This window comes from Cupriavidus consociatus, assembly GCF_017814975.1.
Classification (GTDB): Bacteria; Pseudomonadota; Gammaproteobacteria; order Burkholderiales; family Burkholderiaceae; genus Cupriavidus; species Cupriavidus consociatus.
The window spans coordinates 161,265-175,538 of sequence record NZ_JAGIQA010000004.1; the positions used below are offsets into that span (position 1 = coordinate 161,265).

The following is a 14,274-nucleotide window of genomic DNA, read 5'->3' on the forward strand; positions in this document are numbered from 1 at the left end:
ACCGAGCCGAGGAAGCGCCGATGAGAGTCTTCAAGCTGCCCGACCTGGGCGAAGGCCTGCAAGAGGCCGAGATCGTGACCTGGCACGTCAAGGTGGGGGATGCGGTCGTCGCGGACCAGCCGCTGCTGTCGGTGGAGACCGCCAAGGCCATCGTCGAGATCCCCTCGCCCTATGCGGGCACCATCGCCAGGCTGCACGCGCAGCCTGGCGATATCGTCCACCTAGGCGCGCCGCTGGTCGGCTTCGAGGGCGCGGGCGAGGACGCCGATGCCGGCACGGTGGTCGGCTCTGTGCAGGTCGGCACGCGCGTGGCCAGCGAAGCGGCGCCGCCGGTCGCGGCCGCGCCTGGTGCCGGCATGGCCGCGCGCATCAAGGCCACGCCCGCGGTGCGCGCGCTGGCGCGGCGCCTCGGCGTCGACCTGGCGATGGCCACCGCGTCGGGGCCGGAGGGCACCGTCACCGCAGCAGACGTCGAACGCGTGGCCGCCACGCTGGCCGAACTCGGCGCGCCCGAAGAACTGCGCGGCGTGCGCCGCGCGATGGCGCAGAACATGGCGCGCGCGCAGAACGAGGTCGCCGCGGCCACGGTGATGGACGATGCCGATATCCACGCCTGGCAGGCGGGCGCCGATGTCACCATCCGCCTGGTGCGCGCGCTGGTGGCCGGCTGCCGCGCCGAGCCGGGCCTGAACGCCTGGTACGAAGGCCAGACCGGACGCCGCCACGTGCTGAAGAAGATCGACGTGGGCATTGCCGCCGACCTGCCCGAAGGGCTGTTCGTGCCGGTGCTGCGCGACGTGGGCAACCGCGACGCGGCCGACCTGCGCCATGGGCTGGACCGCATGCGCGCGGACATCCGGGCGCGCACCATCGCGCCGGAGGAGATGCGCGGCAATACCATCACGCTGTCCAACTTCGGCATGATTGCGGGGCGCTATGCGGCGCCCATCGTGGTGCCACCGACGGTGGCGATCCTTGGGGCTGGACGGATACGCGACGAAGTGGTCGCGGCTGGCGGTGCGCCGGCGGTGCACAGGGTGATGCCGCTCAGCCTGACATTCGATCACAGGGTGGTGACAGGGGGAGAGGCGGCGCGGTTTCTGGCGGCGGTGATTGCGGATCTGGAGATGCCGGCCTAGCGGGACGCCGGAAAAAGCGCCAGCAATTCCTGCCGTCCCTTGTGAACGCACCCCTCTCCCGCGCAGTGGGAGAGGGGTGCGGGTGAGGGCCGGACCCCTGCCCCTCTCGCGCAGGCGGGAGAGGGAAGCAAACCGGCGCGGTTTGGCGAGGTTTGCGCTGTATATAATGCCGTCGATCGCCGCCGCCGGACCGCCTGCCCCCTCATGGAATCCAAGACCGCCCGCCTCACCGTCCTGATCGACCCGGTCAAGAAGAAGGCCTTCGAAACCCTGTGCGCCGCGCAGGACCTGACGCCGTCGCAGGTGGTGCGCCAGCTGATCCGCGAATACCTGGCCCAGCACGGCGTGGAATACGCCACCAAGGCACGGCCCGCCGGCAGCGGCCGGCAAAAGAAGTAGGTCAGTGCGAGGCGCGCGTGTCCTCGCGATCCGGTTCCGTACCGCCCTCTTCCGCCAGCACGCCGCAGCGCCGCAGCGCCTGCGCCAGCGCATCCGCGTAATTTTCCTGCCCCAGCACCGCAAGCACCCCGGCCCGCTCCAGCTTCTGCCGCACGCGCGCATTGGCCTCGGCCAGCACCACCGCCACGCCGCGCCGGCGCAGCGTGCGGATCACGGCTTCGAGCGTCTGCAAGCCGGTCATGTCGATGAACGGCACCCGGCCCAGTCGGATCAGCAGCACGCGCGGCTCGGTATGGGTGTGCACCAGCGCCTGTTCGCACGCTTCGACCGCGCCGAAGAAGAACGGGCCGTCGATGGCGTAGACCAGCACGCCCGGCGGCATCCGCGCCGCCAGGGAATCGGCTGCGCCCGCTTCGGCGCTTAGCTCGCGCTCGATGCCCGTCACGTCCTGGCGTGTCACCTCCACCGACGCCGACATGCGCCGCAGGAACTGCAGCATGGCCAGGATCACGCCGATGTTGACCGCGACTACCAGGTCGGTCAGCACGGTCAGCGTAAAGGTGATCAGCAGGATCGCCACGTCGGCGCGCGGCGCGCGCCGCACCATGCGCGCAAACTGGCGCGCCTCGCTCATGTTCCACGCCACCACGAACAGGATCGCGGCCAGCGTTGCCAGCGGCACGCTCGCTGCCAGCGGTGCCAGGAACAGCAGCACCAGCACCAGCGTCAGTGCATGCGCGATGCCGGCCAGCGGGCTATTGCCGCCGTTGCGGATATTGGTGGCGGTGCGGGCGATGGCGCCGGTTGCGGCAAACCCGCCGAACAGTGGCGCCAGGATATTGGCGATGCCCTGCCCCACCAGCTCCTGGTTGGAATCGTGCCGGGTGCCGGCCATGCCGTCGGCCACCACCGCGGACAGCAGCGATTCGATCGCGCCCAGCATGGCGATGGTGAAGGCGGGTCCTGCCAGCTCGATCATGCGCGCCAGCGAGATCTCCGGCAGCGACGGTGCCGGAAGGCCGCGCGGCAGGCCGCCGAAGGCGCTGCCGATGGTGGCCACGCCATCGAAGCGGAACAGCGCCTGCAGCACGGTGGCCGCCACCAGCGCCACCAGCGGGCCGGGAATGCGATGCAGCCAGCGGACCCGCGGTGCGCCCAGCACCAGCAGCAGGCTCCCCAGCGCGAGCGCGGTCGTGGCCGCATGCCACTGCGGCAGCGCCTGCAGCAGGTGCCACAACTTTTCATGGAAGTGGGTGCCGGCTACCGGCGGCAGCCCGAAGAAGTCGCGCCATTGCCCGACGAAGATGATCACGCCGATGCCGGCGGTAAAGCCCACGATCACCGGCGCGGGAATGTAGCGGATCACGCCGCCCAGCCGCGCCAGGCCCAGCGCCAGCAGGATCAGCCCGGCCATCAGCGTGGCGAGTTGCAGCCCCCCGATCCCATGGCGCGCGGTGATGGCGGACAGCACCACGATGAACGCGCCGGTGGGCCCGGCGATCTGCAGGCGGCTGCCGCCGAACATCGACACCGCCAGCCCGGCCACGATGGCCGTGTACAGCCCTTGCTCCGGCTTGGCGCCGGATGCGATCGCGAAGGCCATCGCCAGCGGCAACGCCACCACACCGACGATCACGCCCGACACCAGGTTAGGCAGCCAGTTGGCGCGGCGGAACAGCCCGGCCTGCCATGCTTCGCGCAGCGCGATCATGCGGAGGATCCTTGCAGTGGGTCAACGCCGGAGGGAGGGGGCGCAGGTGCATCGAATGATAACAACATGTTAATAAAAGTGACATGCCACCCCGGCACTTGCGGCCTGCGCCGACCTCGCGGCATCGCGCCATCAAGGGCCGGCGCAAGAAGGCCGCGCGAGGACGCCGCCGGGCCTGCACGCGACCTGTCGCTATCACCGGCCAATTCCTATACTTGAGTGGCTCGTCCGGACGGTCCGGGCGGAACGGCCCGGCGGACGCGGCTATTCACTGCAATCGGAGGCCATCATGTTCAAGCACCTCCTTGTCCCCACCGACGGCTCCGCACGCGCCGAAGCGACGGTAGCCCGCGCCATGACCTTCGCCAGCCGCATCGGCGCACGCGCGACCGGCCTGCATGTGATTCCCGAGTACCACGTATTGACGTACCGGCTGACCAGCCAGCAGGACACCCGAGACTCGTTCGCGGCCGAGGCCGCACGCCATGCCGATACCTTCCTGGCCGCGGTCACGCGTGCCGCCAGCCAGGCCGGCGTGCCGTGCGACACCGTCACCGCCACCGACGACCACCCGTGGCAGGCCATCATCCAGTGCGCCGAGCAGCGCGGCTGCGACCTGATCGTGATGTCGTCGCACGGGCGGCGCGGGTTGCAGGCATTGCTGATCGGCAGTGAAACGCAAAAGGTCCTGACGCACAGCGCGATCCCGGTGCTGGTCTTGCGCTAGGCACCAGGCAATCGCGCGCGTTGCCGGCCGGCACGCCGGCAGCGCGCATTTTCCACCCATGCCAACTGCAAGGAGCGCAACCATGGCGATTCGACTGGGCGAACAAGCCCCGGATTTCACCGCAGACACCACGGAAGGCAAGCTCAGCTTCCATGAATGGATCGGCGACAGCTGGGCGATCCTGTTCTCGCACCCCAAGGACTTCACGCCGGTATGCACCACCGAACTGGGTTACATGGCGCGGCTCAAGCCAGAATTCGACAAGCGCAACACCAAGATCATCGGCCTGAGCATCGATCCCGTCAGCGACCACCAGCGCTGGGCCAAGGACATCGAAGAGACCCAGGGCGCCGCCATCAACTATCCGATGATTGGCGATGCCGACCTGACCGTGGCCAAGCTCTACGACATGATCCACCCTGAAGCCAGCGGCGCCGGACCGCGCACGGCGGTGGACAACGCCACCATCCGCTCGGTGTTCATCATCGGCCCGGACAAGAAGGTCAAGGCGATGCTGGTGTATCCGATGACCGCGGGGCGCAATTTCGATGAAGTGCTACGCCTGCTCGACTCGCTGCAGCTCAACGCCAAGCACACCGTCGCCACGCCGGTGAACTGGAAGCCGGGCGAGGACGTCATCATTCCGACATCGGTTTCGGACGAAGATGCGAAGAAGAAATACCCGCAAGGGTTCAAGACGCTGAAGCCCTACCTGCGCACGGTGGAGCAGCCCAAGTAGCGGAGGAGAGGCCCCGGGAGCGACCGGGCCAGACCAGACAAGGGAGAGAGCGAGCGAGGGAGCGCGGCAGGGCGTGGAGGTCACGCAGGACCGCCGGCAGGCGTCCCGGGCAGTTCGGCCGGGACGCCTGACTTGTCCACAGGATCTATCCACAGCTTCGGTGGATATCCCCCCTCTTGACAACCGCCAAGGGCGCGCCGGCCTTGGCTCGTACTGGAGTGCCCGTTTTATAGGCAAACCGTAAACATACGGGAATGCTTGCAGCCTGAATGATTTTGTGCCTTGTGCTGCCTAAGGCCACACCAGTTATGGCCTCGGGCACCGAACTCATGACCAAACTCAGACAGCGTCCGCTCAGCGCGTCAGCACCTCGCGGATGGTGTCGGCCAGTTCCCTGGCGACGAACTTCGCCACGTAGGCATCCGCGCCCACCTTGCGCACGTGCTCCTCGCTGGCCTCGCCCGACAGTGACGAATGAATCACCACCGGCAGCTGCTTCAAGCGGCTGTCGGCCTTGATCTTGCGCGTCAGCGTAAAGCCGTCCATCTCCGGCATTTCCAGGTCGGTCAGCACCAGCGCCACTTCGTCCTGCACCGACTTGCCGTGGCTGGCCGCCTCACCGGCGATGCGGTCGAGCAGTTCCCACGCTTCCTTGCCCGACTTGGTCATCAGCACCGGAGCGCCCAGCGCCTTCAGGCCCTGCTCGATCAGGCCGCGAGCGAGCGCGGAATCGTCGGCGGCGATTACCTTGAGACCCGGGCGCAGGTTCAACCGCGGGCCGACCGAGCCCGGCTCGACATCCGGCTGCCGCGTCGGCAGCACATCGCGCAGGATCTGCTCCACGTCCAGCACCTGCACCAGGCGCGCCTGCTCCGTGCCGGCATCCAGCTTGGCAATGCTGGTGACGTGGCCGGTGCGCACGCTGGCCTCGGCCGAGTGCACCTGGTTCCACTCCAGGCGCACGATTTCCTCCACCGCCTCGACCGCGAAGCCTTGCGTCGAGCGTGCGTACTCGGTCACCAGCAGGATGCCGAGCCCGTTGCGCGGCTTGCATCCCACCAGCCTGGGCAGGTCGATCACGGGGATCACCTGGCCGCGGATATCGGCCATGCCCAGGATCGACGGGTCGGCCCCGACCACGGTCGTCACCGGCGGCATTACCAGGATCTCGCGCACCTTGAAGACGTTGATGCCGAACAACTCGGACTGTCCGCTGTGCTCGGCATCGCCCAGCCGGAACAGCAGCAGTTCGAACTGGTTGTTGTTGGTGAGGTTAGTCCGTTCGTCGATGTCCCTCATGGAACTGCTCATGCGTCGCTCCCGTGCCGTGCGTTGGATGGTCTGTGGCCGCCGTGTGTGCATTGCCCTGCCGCCGCGGCGGCTGGCGGACGGCAGGGGTCATGACTGGATATCGGCGCGGGGGACTGGAGAGTTGAGGGAGGCGGCCACGCGGAGGGGCTGAGGTCGTTACCCTCCCGCCAACGCCTGCAATATATGCACCTCATCCGTTTCCTGGAGCGGCGCATCCAGCTGCATCAGCTGCGTCCGGTTCACGAACACCCGGATGTACGGCCGCAACTTCCCCTGCTCGTCGACAATGCGGAACCGCATCCCCGGAAACTGCCGGTCCAGATCATCCAGCAGCGCGCCGATGCTCGCCCCGTGAGCTTCCACATACTCGCGCTGCCCGGTGTAAGAGAACAGCGGCGTGGCAATGCGTACTTGCATGGCAGCCCTCCGACTCAGGCCGGCCGCGCCACGCTGACGGCGTAGACCTGCGGCAGGTGGCTGGCGATGCAGCGCCAGTGCTCGCCTTCGTCGACACTGGCCCAGATCTCGCCGCCGGTGGTGCCGAAGTACACGCCCACCGGCCCGTGGCGGTCGGTGGCCATGGCCTGCCGCTTGACCGTAAACCAGCCCTGCTCGGGCGGCAGGCCGCGGTCCTGGCGCTGCCAGGTCTCGCCGCCGTCGCGGGTGACATAGGCCGCGGGGTGGCCGCCGGGACTGACGCGCGGCCAGACATCGCTGCCGTCCATCGGGAACACCCACACTGTGCGCGCATCGCGCGGGTGCGCGACGATCGGGAAGCCGATGTCGCCCACCTCGGCCGGCATCGCCTCGCCGATGCGCTTCCATATGCCTTCGCTCCGGTCCATGCGATAGATGCCGCAATGGTTCTGCTGGTACAGGATGTCGGGGTTGGCCGGGTGCTGCAGCACACAGTGCGGATCCTGGCCGTATTCCGGGTTGGGGTCGGGCAGGAAGGTGGCCAGGCTGCCGCGGTTCAGCGGTTTCCAGTCGGCACCCGCGTCCGTGCTCTCGAACACGCCGCCGCTGGACATGCCGATATAGAGATGGCGCTGGTCGCGCGGATCGACCAGCACGGAGTGCATCTTGGGGCCGTCGGGAGTGCCGTCCTGCTCGCCGCCGGTCCAGTTGCGCCACATCGGGTGGTCGTTGAAGCCCGACACTGTCTCCCACGTGGCGCCGTGGTCGGTGCTGCGGAACAGCCCCTGCGGCGAGGTGCCGGCGTACCAGGCGCCGGGTTCGCTGGCGTGGCCGGGGGTCAGCCAGAATACGTGGTCGACCACGCGGCCGGTCTCGCCTTCAGCCGCCTTGTCGAAAGCGGGCGGACGCGTCGCCTCGGTCCAGTTGCGCCCGCCGTCGGCGGAGCGGAACACCGTCGGGCCAAGATGGCCGGTGCGCGCGGCCATCAGCATCCGCGACGGGTCGCGAGGGTCCTGAACGATGTGGTGGATGGTGTGGCCAAGGAAGGTGGGACCTGCCAGCTGCCAGTGGCCGCGGGCGGCGTCGCTGGTCAGGGTCCACGCACCCTTGGTGGTGGCGACCAGCAGCGTGATCGGGCCGGTGTCGGGGGACGTCGTCATCATGGCTCCTGTGGGAAGGCCGTTGAACGATGCATCCGAGTCTAGTACATGTAGACAGTGTTCACAATTGAGATCGGCATGAGCTCGGAAATGTGAAGTTGCAGCTTATATGTATACGGCGAGCAGGTAGCCAGAAGATAAAAGCGGATATCGCTGCGTTAGCTCGACATCGCCACAAATATATGGCATAAGCATGGTTCTCCCGAATCCGACGCAACACGCTCTATGTCTCGCATCGTCCGCTTCGCCGCATTGAACCGCCCGGCCCTGCCGGCGGCGGCGTTCGCCGTGACATCGCGGCAACCGGGCTACGCCATTGACCACGCTCACCGCGCGGTCCGCAGCGCCGTGCTTTTCCTGGCCGTGCGGGCAGCTCGGGACACTACCCTCCAGCAGACCTGAGCTTTCCCGCACGGCACATGGCGCGGATCGCCATCCGGCATCCGCTTGATCATGCAGCCAGGAGAAAGCCAGCCATGCCCCAACTCTACCGCCAGACCCTTCTTGCCATGGTGGCGCTTGCCGCCCTTTACCTGCTCCTCGAAGCCTGAGGCGCTGCCATGGTTTCGTTACCTTCACTGGGCCCGATGGTGGCCCCGACCTCGGCCCTGACGCGTCCGCTGGCCTTGCGCATCGACGTGGAACTCGCACCGGGTGAGATCGAGCGTGAACTGGACGCGCTCCACGAGCGCATCCAACGGCCCGGCGACCGCCTGCACGACATGCCCGCGCTGCCCGCGGGCATGCCGGCGCTGCGGCTGCGCTACCGCGAAGCCGACGGCGAATACTACGTGTATGTGGAAGACGTGATGCAGCGGCGCCTGGCCGGTTATACCGTGTTCAACCGGCTGATCGAGGTGGGCCGGCGCGCCGACCCATGGGTGCGCGCGCCGCATACGAAGTTTGCGCCCGCTTACCAGCGCCGCGGCCTGGCCAGGGCGCTGTACCGCTGGGCGCTGGACGGCGGACTGTGCCTGCTGAGCGGCGCCCGCCAGTCGGCAGGCGCGCACGCGCTATGGCAGGGGCTTGGCGCGGATTACGCCGGCGGTTATGTCGACCTGCGCCAGAAGACGCTGACCTGGCTGGGCGAGACGGTCAGCCCGCATGAGCGCGATGCGCTGCATACGCGCCGGCTGCTGCTGGGCCGCGGCTGGGCCCTGCAGGAATTCATGGCACGTACCGGCATGTACTGAGCGCCGGCCGCGCCACGGAAGCGGCCTTACGGGTGGATCAGCGGCGCGACGGCGCGGGCGTTGTCGAGGTAGAGCTTCCAGCCGCGGGCAAAATAGACGCGAACGCGGGCCGACAGCGAGCGGCCGCTGCCCATGCGGGCGTAATAGTCGACCTCGCGCGCCGGTTCTGCGGCAGCACGGACATTGGACTTGGCCTGCGACTTGGCCTGGCGGGGTTGACGGTGAAGCGTATCAGCGAGCACTTGCATGGCAATTTTTCTTTCCGGAGCGAAGCAATGTCAGGTGCCTCGCAATGCATATCTGACCGGGTTCCAGTCAGCCGCGCGAGGCAGTTCAGGGTTATCCCTAGTATAACGAAGTACCTCGTCCGGCATCCGGGTCAGTACCTATAGGCCGTATATGGCGTTCGTGATAATTCACAGCGCCCAAAGCGCCACCTGGCGACCGCCGCCGCTTCGAAGATAATTATCCTCCACATTCAGTATTCCCCATCGCGCATGCCGCGCATTCCGCTGCGGTTATGACGAGTCCCTCGCACTCACCTAGCCTTCAGCCTTGCCCAGATCACGCCCGCACTAGAAGGCAACGACAAGCCGGCACACCGATAACAGCGGGTTGGCGAGGCCCCCCAGGCCTGCCGCCCAAAACAGCCAGAACCACGTGAGACAAGCCTGACGACGCGCCGTACGACGGACGTTGCAGCGCCCTGCAAGGAGACAGTTCATCATGATCGAGCAGCCCTATCCGTCATCAGCGACGGAAGCCGATGCGGCACGCCCCAACGTCCCCGAGGTCCGGAACCGGCTCGACGCCTATTTCGAGATCACCGCGCGCGGCAGCACCCAGCGCAAGGAAGTGGTGGCGGGCATCACCACCTTCATGGCAATGGTCTACGCCGTCTTCGTCGTGCCCGGCATGCTGGGCAAGGCCGGCTTCGACACCAGCGCGGTCTTTGTTGCCGTGTGCCTGACCACCGCCTTCGGCTCGCTGCTGATGGGCCTGTGGGCCAAGCTGCCGATCGCGATCGGCTGCGCCATTTCGCTGACTGCGTTCATGGCCTTCGGCCTGGTGCTGGGCCAGGGCCTGTCGCCGGCGGTCGCACTCGGCGCGGTGTTCCTGATGGGCCTGATCTTTACCGCGATCTCGGTGACCGGCGTGCGTTCCTGGATCTTGCGCAACCTGCCGGCAGGCGTCGCGCATGGCACGGGCATCGGCATCGGCCTGTTCCTGCTGCTGATCGCCTCCAATGAAGTCGGCCTGGTGGTCAAGAACACCCACGCCGGCCTGCCGGTGGCGCTGGGCAAGATTACCTCGTTCCCGGTGGTGATGTCGGTGCTCGGCCTGGCCGCGATCTTTGGCCTGGAACGGCGCAAGGTGCCGGGCGGCATCCTGCTGGTGATCATCGCGATCTCGGCGCTGGGCCTCATCTTCGATCCGGCGGTGAAGTTCACCGGCGTGTTCGCACTACCGTCGCTGAGTGCACCCGGCCATGCTTCGCTGATCGGCGCCATGGACCTGCGCGGCGCGCTGACTGCGGCGGTGCTGCCGAGCGTACTGGCGCTGGTGATGACCGCCGTGTTCGACGCCACCGGCACCATCCGCGCCGTGGCCGGACAGGCCGGGCAGCTCAACGCCGCTGGCCATATCCACAACGGCGGGCGCGCGCTGACGGCGGACTCGGTGAGCTCGATCTTCTCCGGGTTCTTTGGCGGCGCTCCGGCCGCGGCCTATATCGAGTCGACCGTCGGCGTGGCCGCGGGCGCCAAGACCGGCCTGACCGCGGTGGTGGTGGGCCTGCTGTTCGTGGCAGTGATGTTCTTCTCGCCGCTGGCGGGACTGGTGCCGTCGTACGCCACCGCACCGGCGCTGATGTACGTGGGCCTGCTGATGCTGTCCAGCGTCAGCCGCCTGCATATGGATGACCTGGTCGACGCGCTGGCCGGCCTGGTCTGCGCGGTGTTCATCGTGCTGACCTGCAATATCGTCACCGGCATCATGCTGGGCTTCTGCACCCTGGTGGTCGGCCGCGTGATCGCCGGCGAATGGCGCAAGCTCAATGTCGGCACCGTCGCCATCGCGATAGTGCTGGCTGCCTTCTATGCCGGCGGCTGGGCGATCTGATCCTGCCTGACGCATCCCGGGCAACTGGCCCGGGACGTCCACGACAAGTTGTCTCCTCCACCGCGATCCAGGTGGATTTCAAGCCCGGGCTTCCTGCTTTCCCGGGCTGTTTTTTTTGCGCGCCTTACTGGGCCTCCTGCATTGCCGCCGTATCCATGTACACCAGCTCCCAGACATGGCCATCAAGGTCCTGGAAGCCATGCCCGTACATAAATCCGAGGTCCATCGGCGGCTTGTAGGTATTGCCGCCCGCGGTGACCGCCGCATTCACCATTTCATCGACGCGCGCACGGCTGTCCATCGACAGGCAAACCAGTACCTCGGTGAATTTGCGCGCATCGCAGATGTCATTCGGCGAGAAGCCACGGAATTTGGCTTCGGTCAGCAGCATCACGAATATGTTCTCGCCAACAATCATGCAGGTGGCGGTGTCATCGGTAAATTGCGGATTGAAGGTAAAGCCAAGACTGGTAAAGAACCCGATCGACTCTTGCAGGTCGCGTACTGGCAAATTGACAAAGATCTGCTGGCTCATGGCGTCTCCGGAAAGCGTTTTGCAACGCAGAGAACCAGTCTAGATGCAAAAGCCGGCAGCGCCAGCTTTTTCCTTTGCCGGAAATTGGAGCGGCGGCATTGCCATTTGCCGCAGTAACGGCCCCGCAATGGCACGCAACGGTGCGCTGTAAAACAATGAGGCTGTGGGCAAACACAAATCAATCCGTGCAATCCCCGTTATTTTTTGTAAAATTTTTATGTCAACCGACAGTTGAAGTTCTAGTACCATGCAGCGGCCTAATTGCAGAAAGGGGAAATAAATGGCGACATACAAGCAACTCCTGGCTGAGAAGGAAGCGCTGGAAGCCAAGCTGAATGAAGTGCGCGCGACGGAAGTCGCCGGCGTGATCGACAAAATCCGCGAACTGATGACCGAATATGGCCTGGCCGCGGAAGACATCATGCCCCGGCGCAAGCGCGGCCGCCCCGCGGGGTCCGCCGGCACGAAGGCCGCTTCGGGTTCGGCGCTGCCCCCCAAGTACATGGATCCCAAGACCGGCAAGACCTGGTCCGGCCGCGGCCGCGCCCCGGCATGGCTGGGCAAGCGCCCGGAGCGCTTCCTGATCGAGCAGTAAGTCCGCCCATCGGGCAGGCGGGGGCCTGCCCGATACGCTATCGTTCCGACCCGGCCCCGGGCACCGTCACAGCGCCTGGCACACATACTCCTTGCGCAGCGCGCGGAAGCCCTTCTGCGTCGGCTCCGTCGTCAGGCGTGCGCCGCCGGCTTCCAGCGGCTGCATCCGCAATACCTGCGCCGAGCACTGGCTCGCGGCCTCGTCACGCTGATACCGGATTTCATAGAGGGCCCCCGGCGCGGGCACGAACGACACCCCGGCGGCGCAACGCTGCTCCGGCAACGGCGGCTCGGCAGCGGACGTCACGGCCACGTAGATGCGCCGGCCTGCCTCGACCAGCCGTTCGCGCGTGCGCTCCGGCGGCTCGGGTGAGCGCCCCGGCAGGCCCAGTTCGCGATCCCGGCCCATTGCCGACAACTGCTTGCCCGTGCCGGCCAGGATCAGCGGCCGTGCCGGCACCGGGCACTTGGCCGGGTCGACCACAGCGAAAGAGGTGATTTCTTCGGTATTGGTCAGCAGCCGCACGCTGGCGGTGGGGGCGCCTGATGGCACCCGGTATTGCGCCACGCAGCCGCATAGCGCCGTGGTGGCGGCCAGTGTGGCAAGGCATGTCAGGCGGAAGGGGACTGCGGACGACCGGTCATGACGCATGGCGGCAGGCAGCTTTGGCATTGCGGTTACGCCAGCCGGGCGATAGCTGGCAGCGGGTAAGCGGCAACATCGGCGGAGATAGACCACGAATCCTGGGCGATATCGGCATGCACGGCATCCGGCGGTGACACCGTTGCGGCTTGCGCTGCGTTGGCCTGCTCCCAAGACCGTGCAGCATACCGGTTTCCGGCACATTGCGGCAGCCGCACAAACCCATGTTGAAAACGCTGGCCTGATATCCACAGAATCTGTGGATATCCTGCCATTACCCTCCCCGGAAGCCTTGGTCTGTGCAGCAACGCACCGGACCGCACAAATTTTAGGCAACGCGTTGCATCGGCCGCGCATCGACCCTCGTTAGCCCGCCGATACCTCCCGCAGTGCTGCGACACGCCCATGTCCGGCCCGACGCTTGCGCTGCCTTGACCACACATCCTCCCCCCGCGTGCCCTTGAAGGCGCCGCCACCACCGCGTAATCTCAGTCTTACCGGGGGCTAGCACAGGCGCCTTGCGCCAATTTGCCAGCCAATAACAATGCCACTACAAGAGCCAATCCAGGCCAGGCCGTTCCCTCGTGACCTGCTGCACGCGCTGCGTGAAGGTGGTTACGACGTGTCGGCGCTCGTGCCTGCTCCTGATTCCGATCCTGAGACTTTTTCCACCCCGGACACGCCCGAGACCGGGCCCCAGCAGGCGAGCCACCTGTTGTGCGCGGTCTACCGGGCCACCGGAGATCCCGCCATCGGCCTGTGGCTGGGCAGCCGGATGCAGCCTGACCTGCTCGGCCTGGCAGGCATGCCGGCCATGGCGGGCCCGTCGCTGGGCACGGCGCTGCGGCGTATCGCGCGCTACCAGAAGCTGATGATGGGCGACCGCATCGAACTGCGCCGGCAGGGCGAAGAGGCCTGGGTCTGTATCCGCCCGAGCGAGCCGGAGGCGCCTGACACCCGCCCGCGCATCGACATGGAGTTGTGCTCGCTGCTAGCCTTCGGGCGCCAGTTCACGCGCAAGCCGTTGCATCCGTTGCGGGTCTCGCTACGCATCGGCCAGCCCGACTGGCACCTGCGCTATACCGAAGCCTTCGATTGCCCGGTGCGCTTTGGCGAACCGGAAGACGCGATCGTGTTCGGCCGGCGCGACCTGTCGCTGCGCATGGTCGCACGCGCCCACCGCCGTCCGGCGGCGCCCGCCGCCATGCGCGACGCGCGACACGCGGCGGCATCGCTCGACGACGTGCGAGCCGCCCTGCACCAGCTGGCCGGCGAGCGCGCGCTGAGCCTGGCCGCGGTGGCGCGCCACCTCGACATCAGCGAACGCACGCTGCAGCGCCGGCTGATGGCGGCAGGCACGGGCTTCCGCGCGTTGTGCGAAGATGTGCGTCGCGAACTGGCCGGCCGATACCTGACCGAAGGCAATATGTCGCTGGGAGAAATCGCTTTCCGGCTCGGCTTCGACGATGCCAATTCATTCTTCCGCGCCTTCCGCCGCTGGACCGGCATGACACCGGGCGATTACCGGCGCTCGGCGGCGCACCCGCCGGGTTAGGGCATACGGCCTGATTCGCCTCCCACGGCC

Annotated in this window: 17 protein-coding genes; 9 read left to right on the top strand and 8 right to left on the bottom strand. The window is 66.9% G+C overall.

The window, feature by feature from the left end; translation table 11 throughout:
- Positions 1-20: 20 nt before the first annotated feature.
- A complete protein-coding gene (locus J8I82_RS07415; RefSeq protein ID WP_209755865.1) occupies positions 21-1,139 on the top strand; it encodes a dihydrolipoamide acetyltransferase family protein in 1,119 nt (372 codons plus the stop codon).
- A 204-nt stretch (positions 1,140-1,343) separates the two neighbouring features.
- Positions 1,344-1,538: a CopG family transcriptional regulator gene (locus tag J8I82_RS07420; protein ID WP_209755866.1), complete on the top strand. Its 195-nt coding sequence runs from the start codon at positions 1,344-1,346 to the stop codon at positions 1,536-1,538.
- 1 nt (position 1,539) lies between these two features.
- On the opposite strand, the gene J8I82_RS07425 is transcribed toward J8I82_RS07420, so the two are convergent.
- The gene (locus tag J8I82_RS07425; RefSeq protein WP_209755868.1) at positions 1,540-3,249 is read right to left on the bottom strand and encodes a SulP family inorganic anion transporter; all 1,710 of its coding nucleotides are present in this window, start codon (positions 3,247-3,249) and stop codon (positions 1,540-1,542) included.
- Positions 3,250-3,538: 289 nt separating this feature from the next.
- Here J8I82_RS07425 and J8I82_RS07430 point away from each other — a divergent pair, with 289 nt between their 5' ends.
- On the top strand, positions 3,539-3,976 hold the full coding sequence (locus J8I82_RS07430) for a universal stress protein (protein WP_209755870.1): 438 nt from the start codon (positions 3,539-3,541) through the stop codon (positions 3,974-3,976).
- An 82-nt stretch (positions 3,977-4,058) separates the two neighbouring features.
- Complete coding sequence (locus tag J8I82_RS07435; RefSeq protein WP_133095899.1) at positions 4,059-4,715, top strand: peroxiredoxin; 657 nt, start codon at positions 4,059-4,061, stop codon at positions 4,713-4,715.
- 354 nt (positions 4,716-5,069) lie between these two features.
- Here J8I82_RS07435 and J8I82_RS07440 read toward each other — a convergent pair whose 3' ends face one another.
- From J8I82_RS07440 to J8I82_RS07450, 3 genes are all read right to left on the bottom strand, one after another.
- Entirely contained in the window at positions 5,070-6,026 is a 957-nt protein-coding gene (locus J8I82_RS07440; RefSeq protein WP_209755872.1) for a chemotaxis protein, read from the bottom strand.
- Between the two features lie 156 nt (positions 6,027-6,182).
- A complete protein-coding gene (locus tag J8I82_RS07445; RefSeq protein WP_209755874.1) occupies positions 6,183-6,443 on the bottom strand; it encodes a MoaD/ThiS family protein in 261 nt (86 codons plus the stop codon).
- Between the two features lie 14 nt (positions 6,444-6,457).
- Entirely contained in the window at positions 6,458-7,606 is a 1,149-nt protein-coding gene (locus J8I82_RS07450) for a beta propeller repeat protein (protein ID WP_245179517.1), read from the bottom strand.
- A gap of 416 nt (positions 7,607-8,022) precedes the next feature.
- On the opposite strand from J8I82_RS07450, the gene J8I82_RS39055 reads away from it, so the two are divergent.
- Positions 8,023-8,154: a hypothetical protein gene (locus J8I82_RS39055; RefSeq protein WP_255519863.1), complete on the top strand. Its 132-nt coding sequence runs from the start codon at positions 8,023-8,025 to the stop codon at positions 8,152-8,154.
- A gap of 9 nt (positions 8,155-8,163) precedes the next feature.
- Positions 8,164-8,796, top strand: coding sequence for an N-acetyltransferase (locus J8I82_RS07455; protein WP_209755876.1), 633 nt, complete (start codon positions 8,164-8,166; stop codon positions 8,794-8,796).
- A gap of 26 nt (positions 8,797-8,822) precedes the next feature.
- Here J8I82_RS07455 and J8I82_RS07460 read toward each other — a convergent pair whose 3' ends face one another.
- Positions 8,823-9,044: a hypothetical protein gene (locus J8I82_RS07460; protein ID WP_209755878.1), complete on the bottom strand. Its 222-nt coding sequence runs from the start codon at positions 9,042-9,044 to the stop codon at positions 8,823-8,825.
- Between the two features lie 478 nt (positions 9,045-9,522).
- Here J8I82_RS07460 and J8I82_RS07465 point away from each other — a divergent pair, with 478 nt between their 5' ends.
- On the top strand, positions 9,523-10,917 hold the full coding sequence (locus J8I82_RS07465; protein WP_209755880.1) for an NCS2 family permease: 1,395 nt from the start codon (positions 9,523-9,525) through the stop codon (positions 10,915-10,917).
- A 124-nt stretch (positions 10,918-11,041) separates the two neighbouring features.
- Here J8I82_RS07465 and J8I82_RS07470 read toward each other — a convergent pair whose 3' ends face one another.
- Together J8I82_RS07470 and J8I82_RS07475 are read right to left on the bottom strand one after the other, a co-directional pair.
- On the bottom strand, positions 11,042-11,452 hold the full coding sequence (locus J8I82_RS07470; protein ID WP_209755883.1) for a VOC family protein: 411 nt from the start codon (positions 11,450-11,452) through the stop codon (positions 11,042-11,044).
- Between the two features lie 39 nt (positions 11,453-11,491).
- Positions 11,492-11,746, bottom strand: a complete 255-nt coding sequence (locus J8I82_RS07475; RefSeq protein ID WP_209755885.1) for a hypothetical protein — start codon at positions 11,744-11,746, stop codon at positions 11,492-11,494.
- On the opposite strand from J8I82_RS07475, the gene J8I82_RS07480 reads away from it, so the two are divergent.
- Positions 11,733-12,047 carry an H-NS histone family protein gene (locus J8I82_RS07480; protein WP_209755887.1) on the top strand — a complete coding sequence of 105 codons (315 nt, stop codon included), beginning with the start codon at positions 11,733-11,735 and terminating at the stop codon, positions 12,045-12,047. The two genes, J8I82_RS07475 and J8I82_RS07480, sit on opposite strands and share 14 nt — an antisense overlap.
- A 66-nt stretch (positions 12,048-12,113) precedes the next feature.
- Here the strand turns inward: J8I82_RS07480 and J8I82_RS07485 are convergent, their stop codons facing one another.
- On the bottom strand, positions 12,114-12,719 hold the full coding sequence (locus tag J8I82_RS07485) for a hypothetical protein (protein ID WP_245179518.1): 606 nt from the start codon (positions 12,717-12,719) through the stop codon (positions 12,114-12,116).
- Positions 12,720-13,233: 514 nt separating this feature from the next.
- Here J8I82_RS07485 and J8I82_RS07490 point away from each other — a divergent pair.
- Complete coding sequence (locus J8I82_RS07490) at positions 13,234-14,244, top strand: AraC family transcriptional regulator (protein WP_209755889.1); 1,011 nt, start codon at positions 13,234-13,236, stop codon at positions 14,242-14,244.
- The last annotated feature ends 30 nt before the right edge of the window (positions 14,245-14,274 follow it).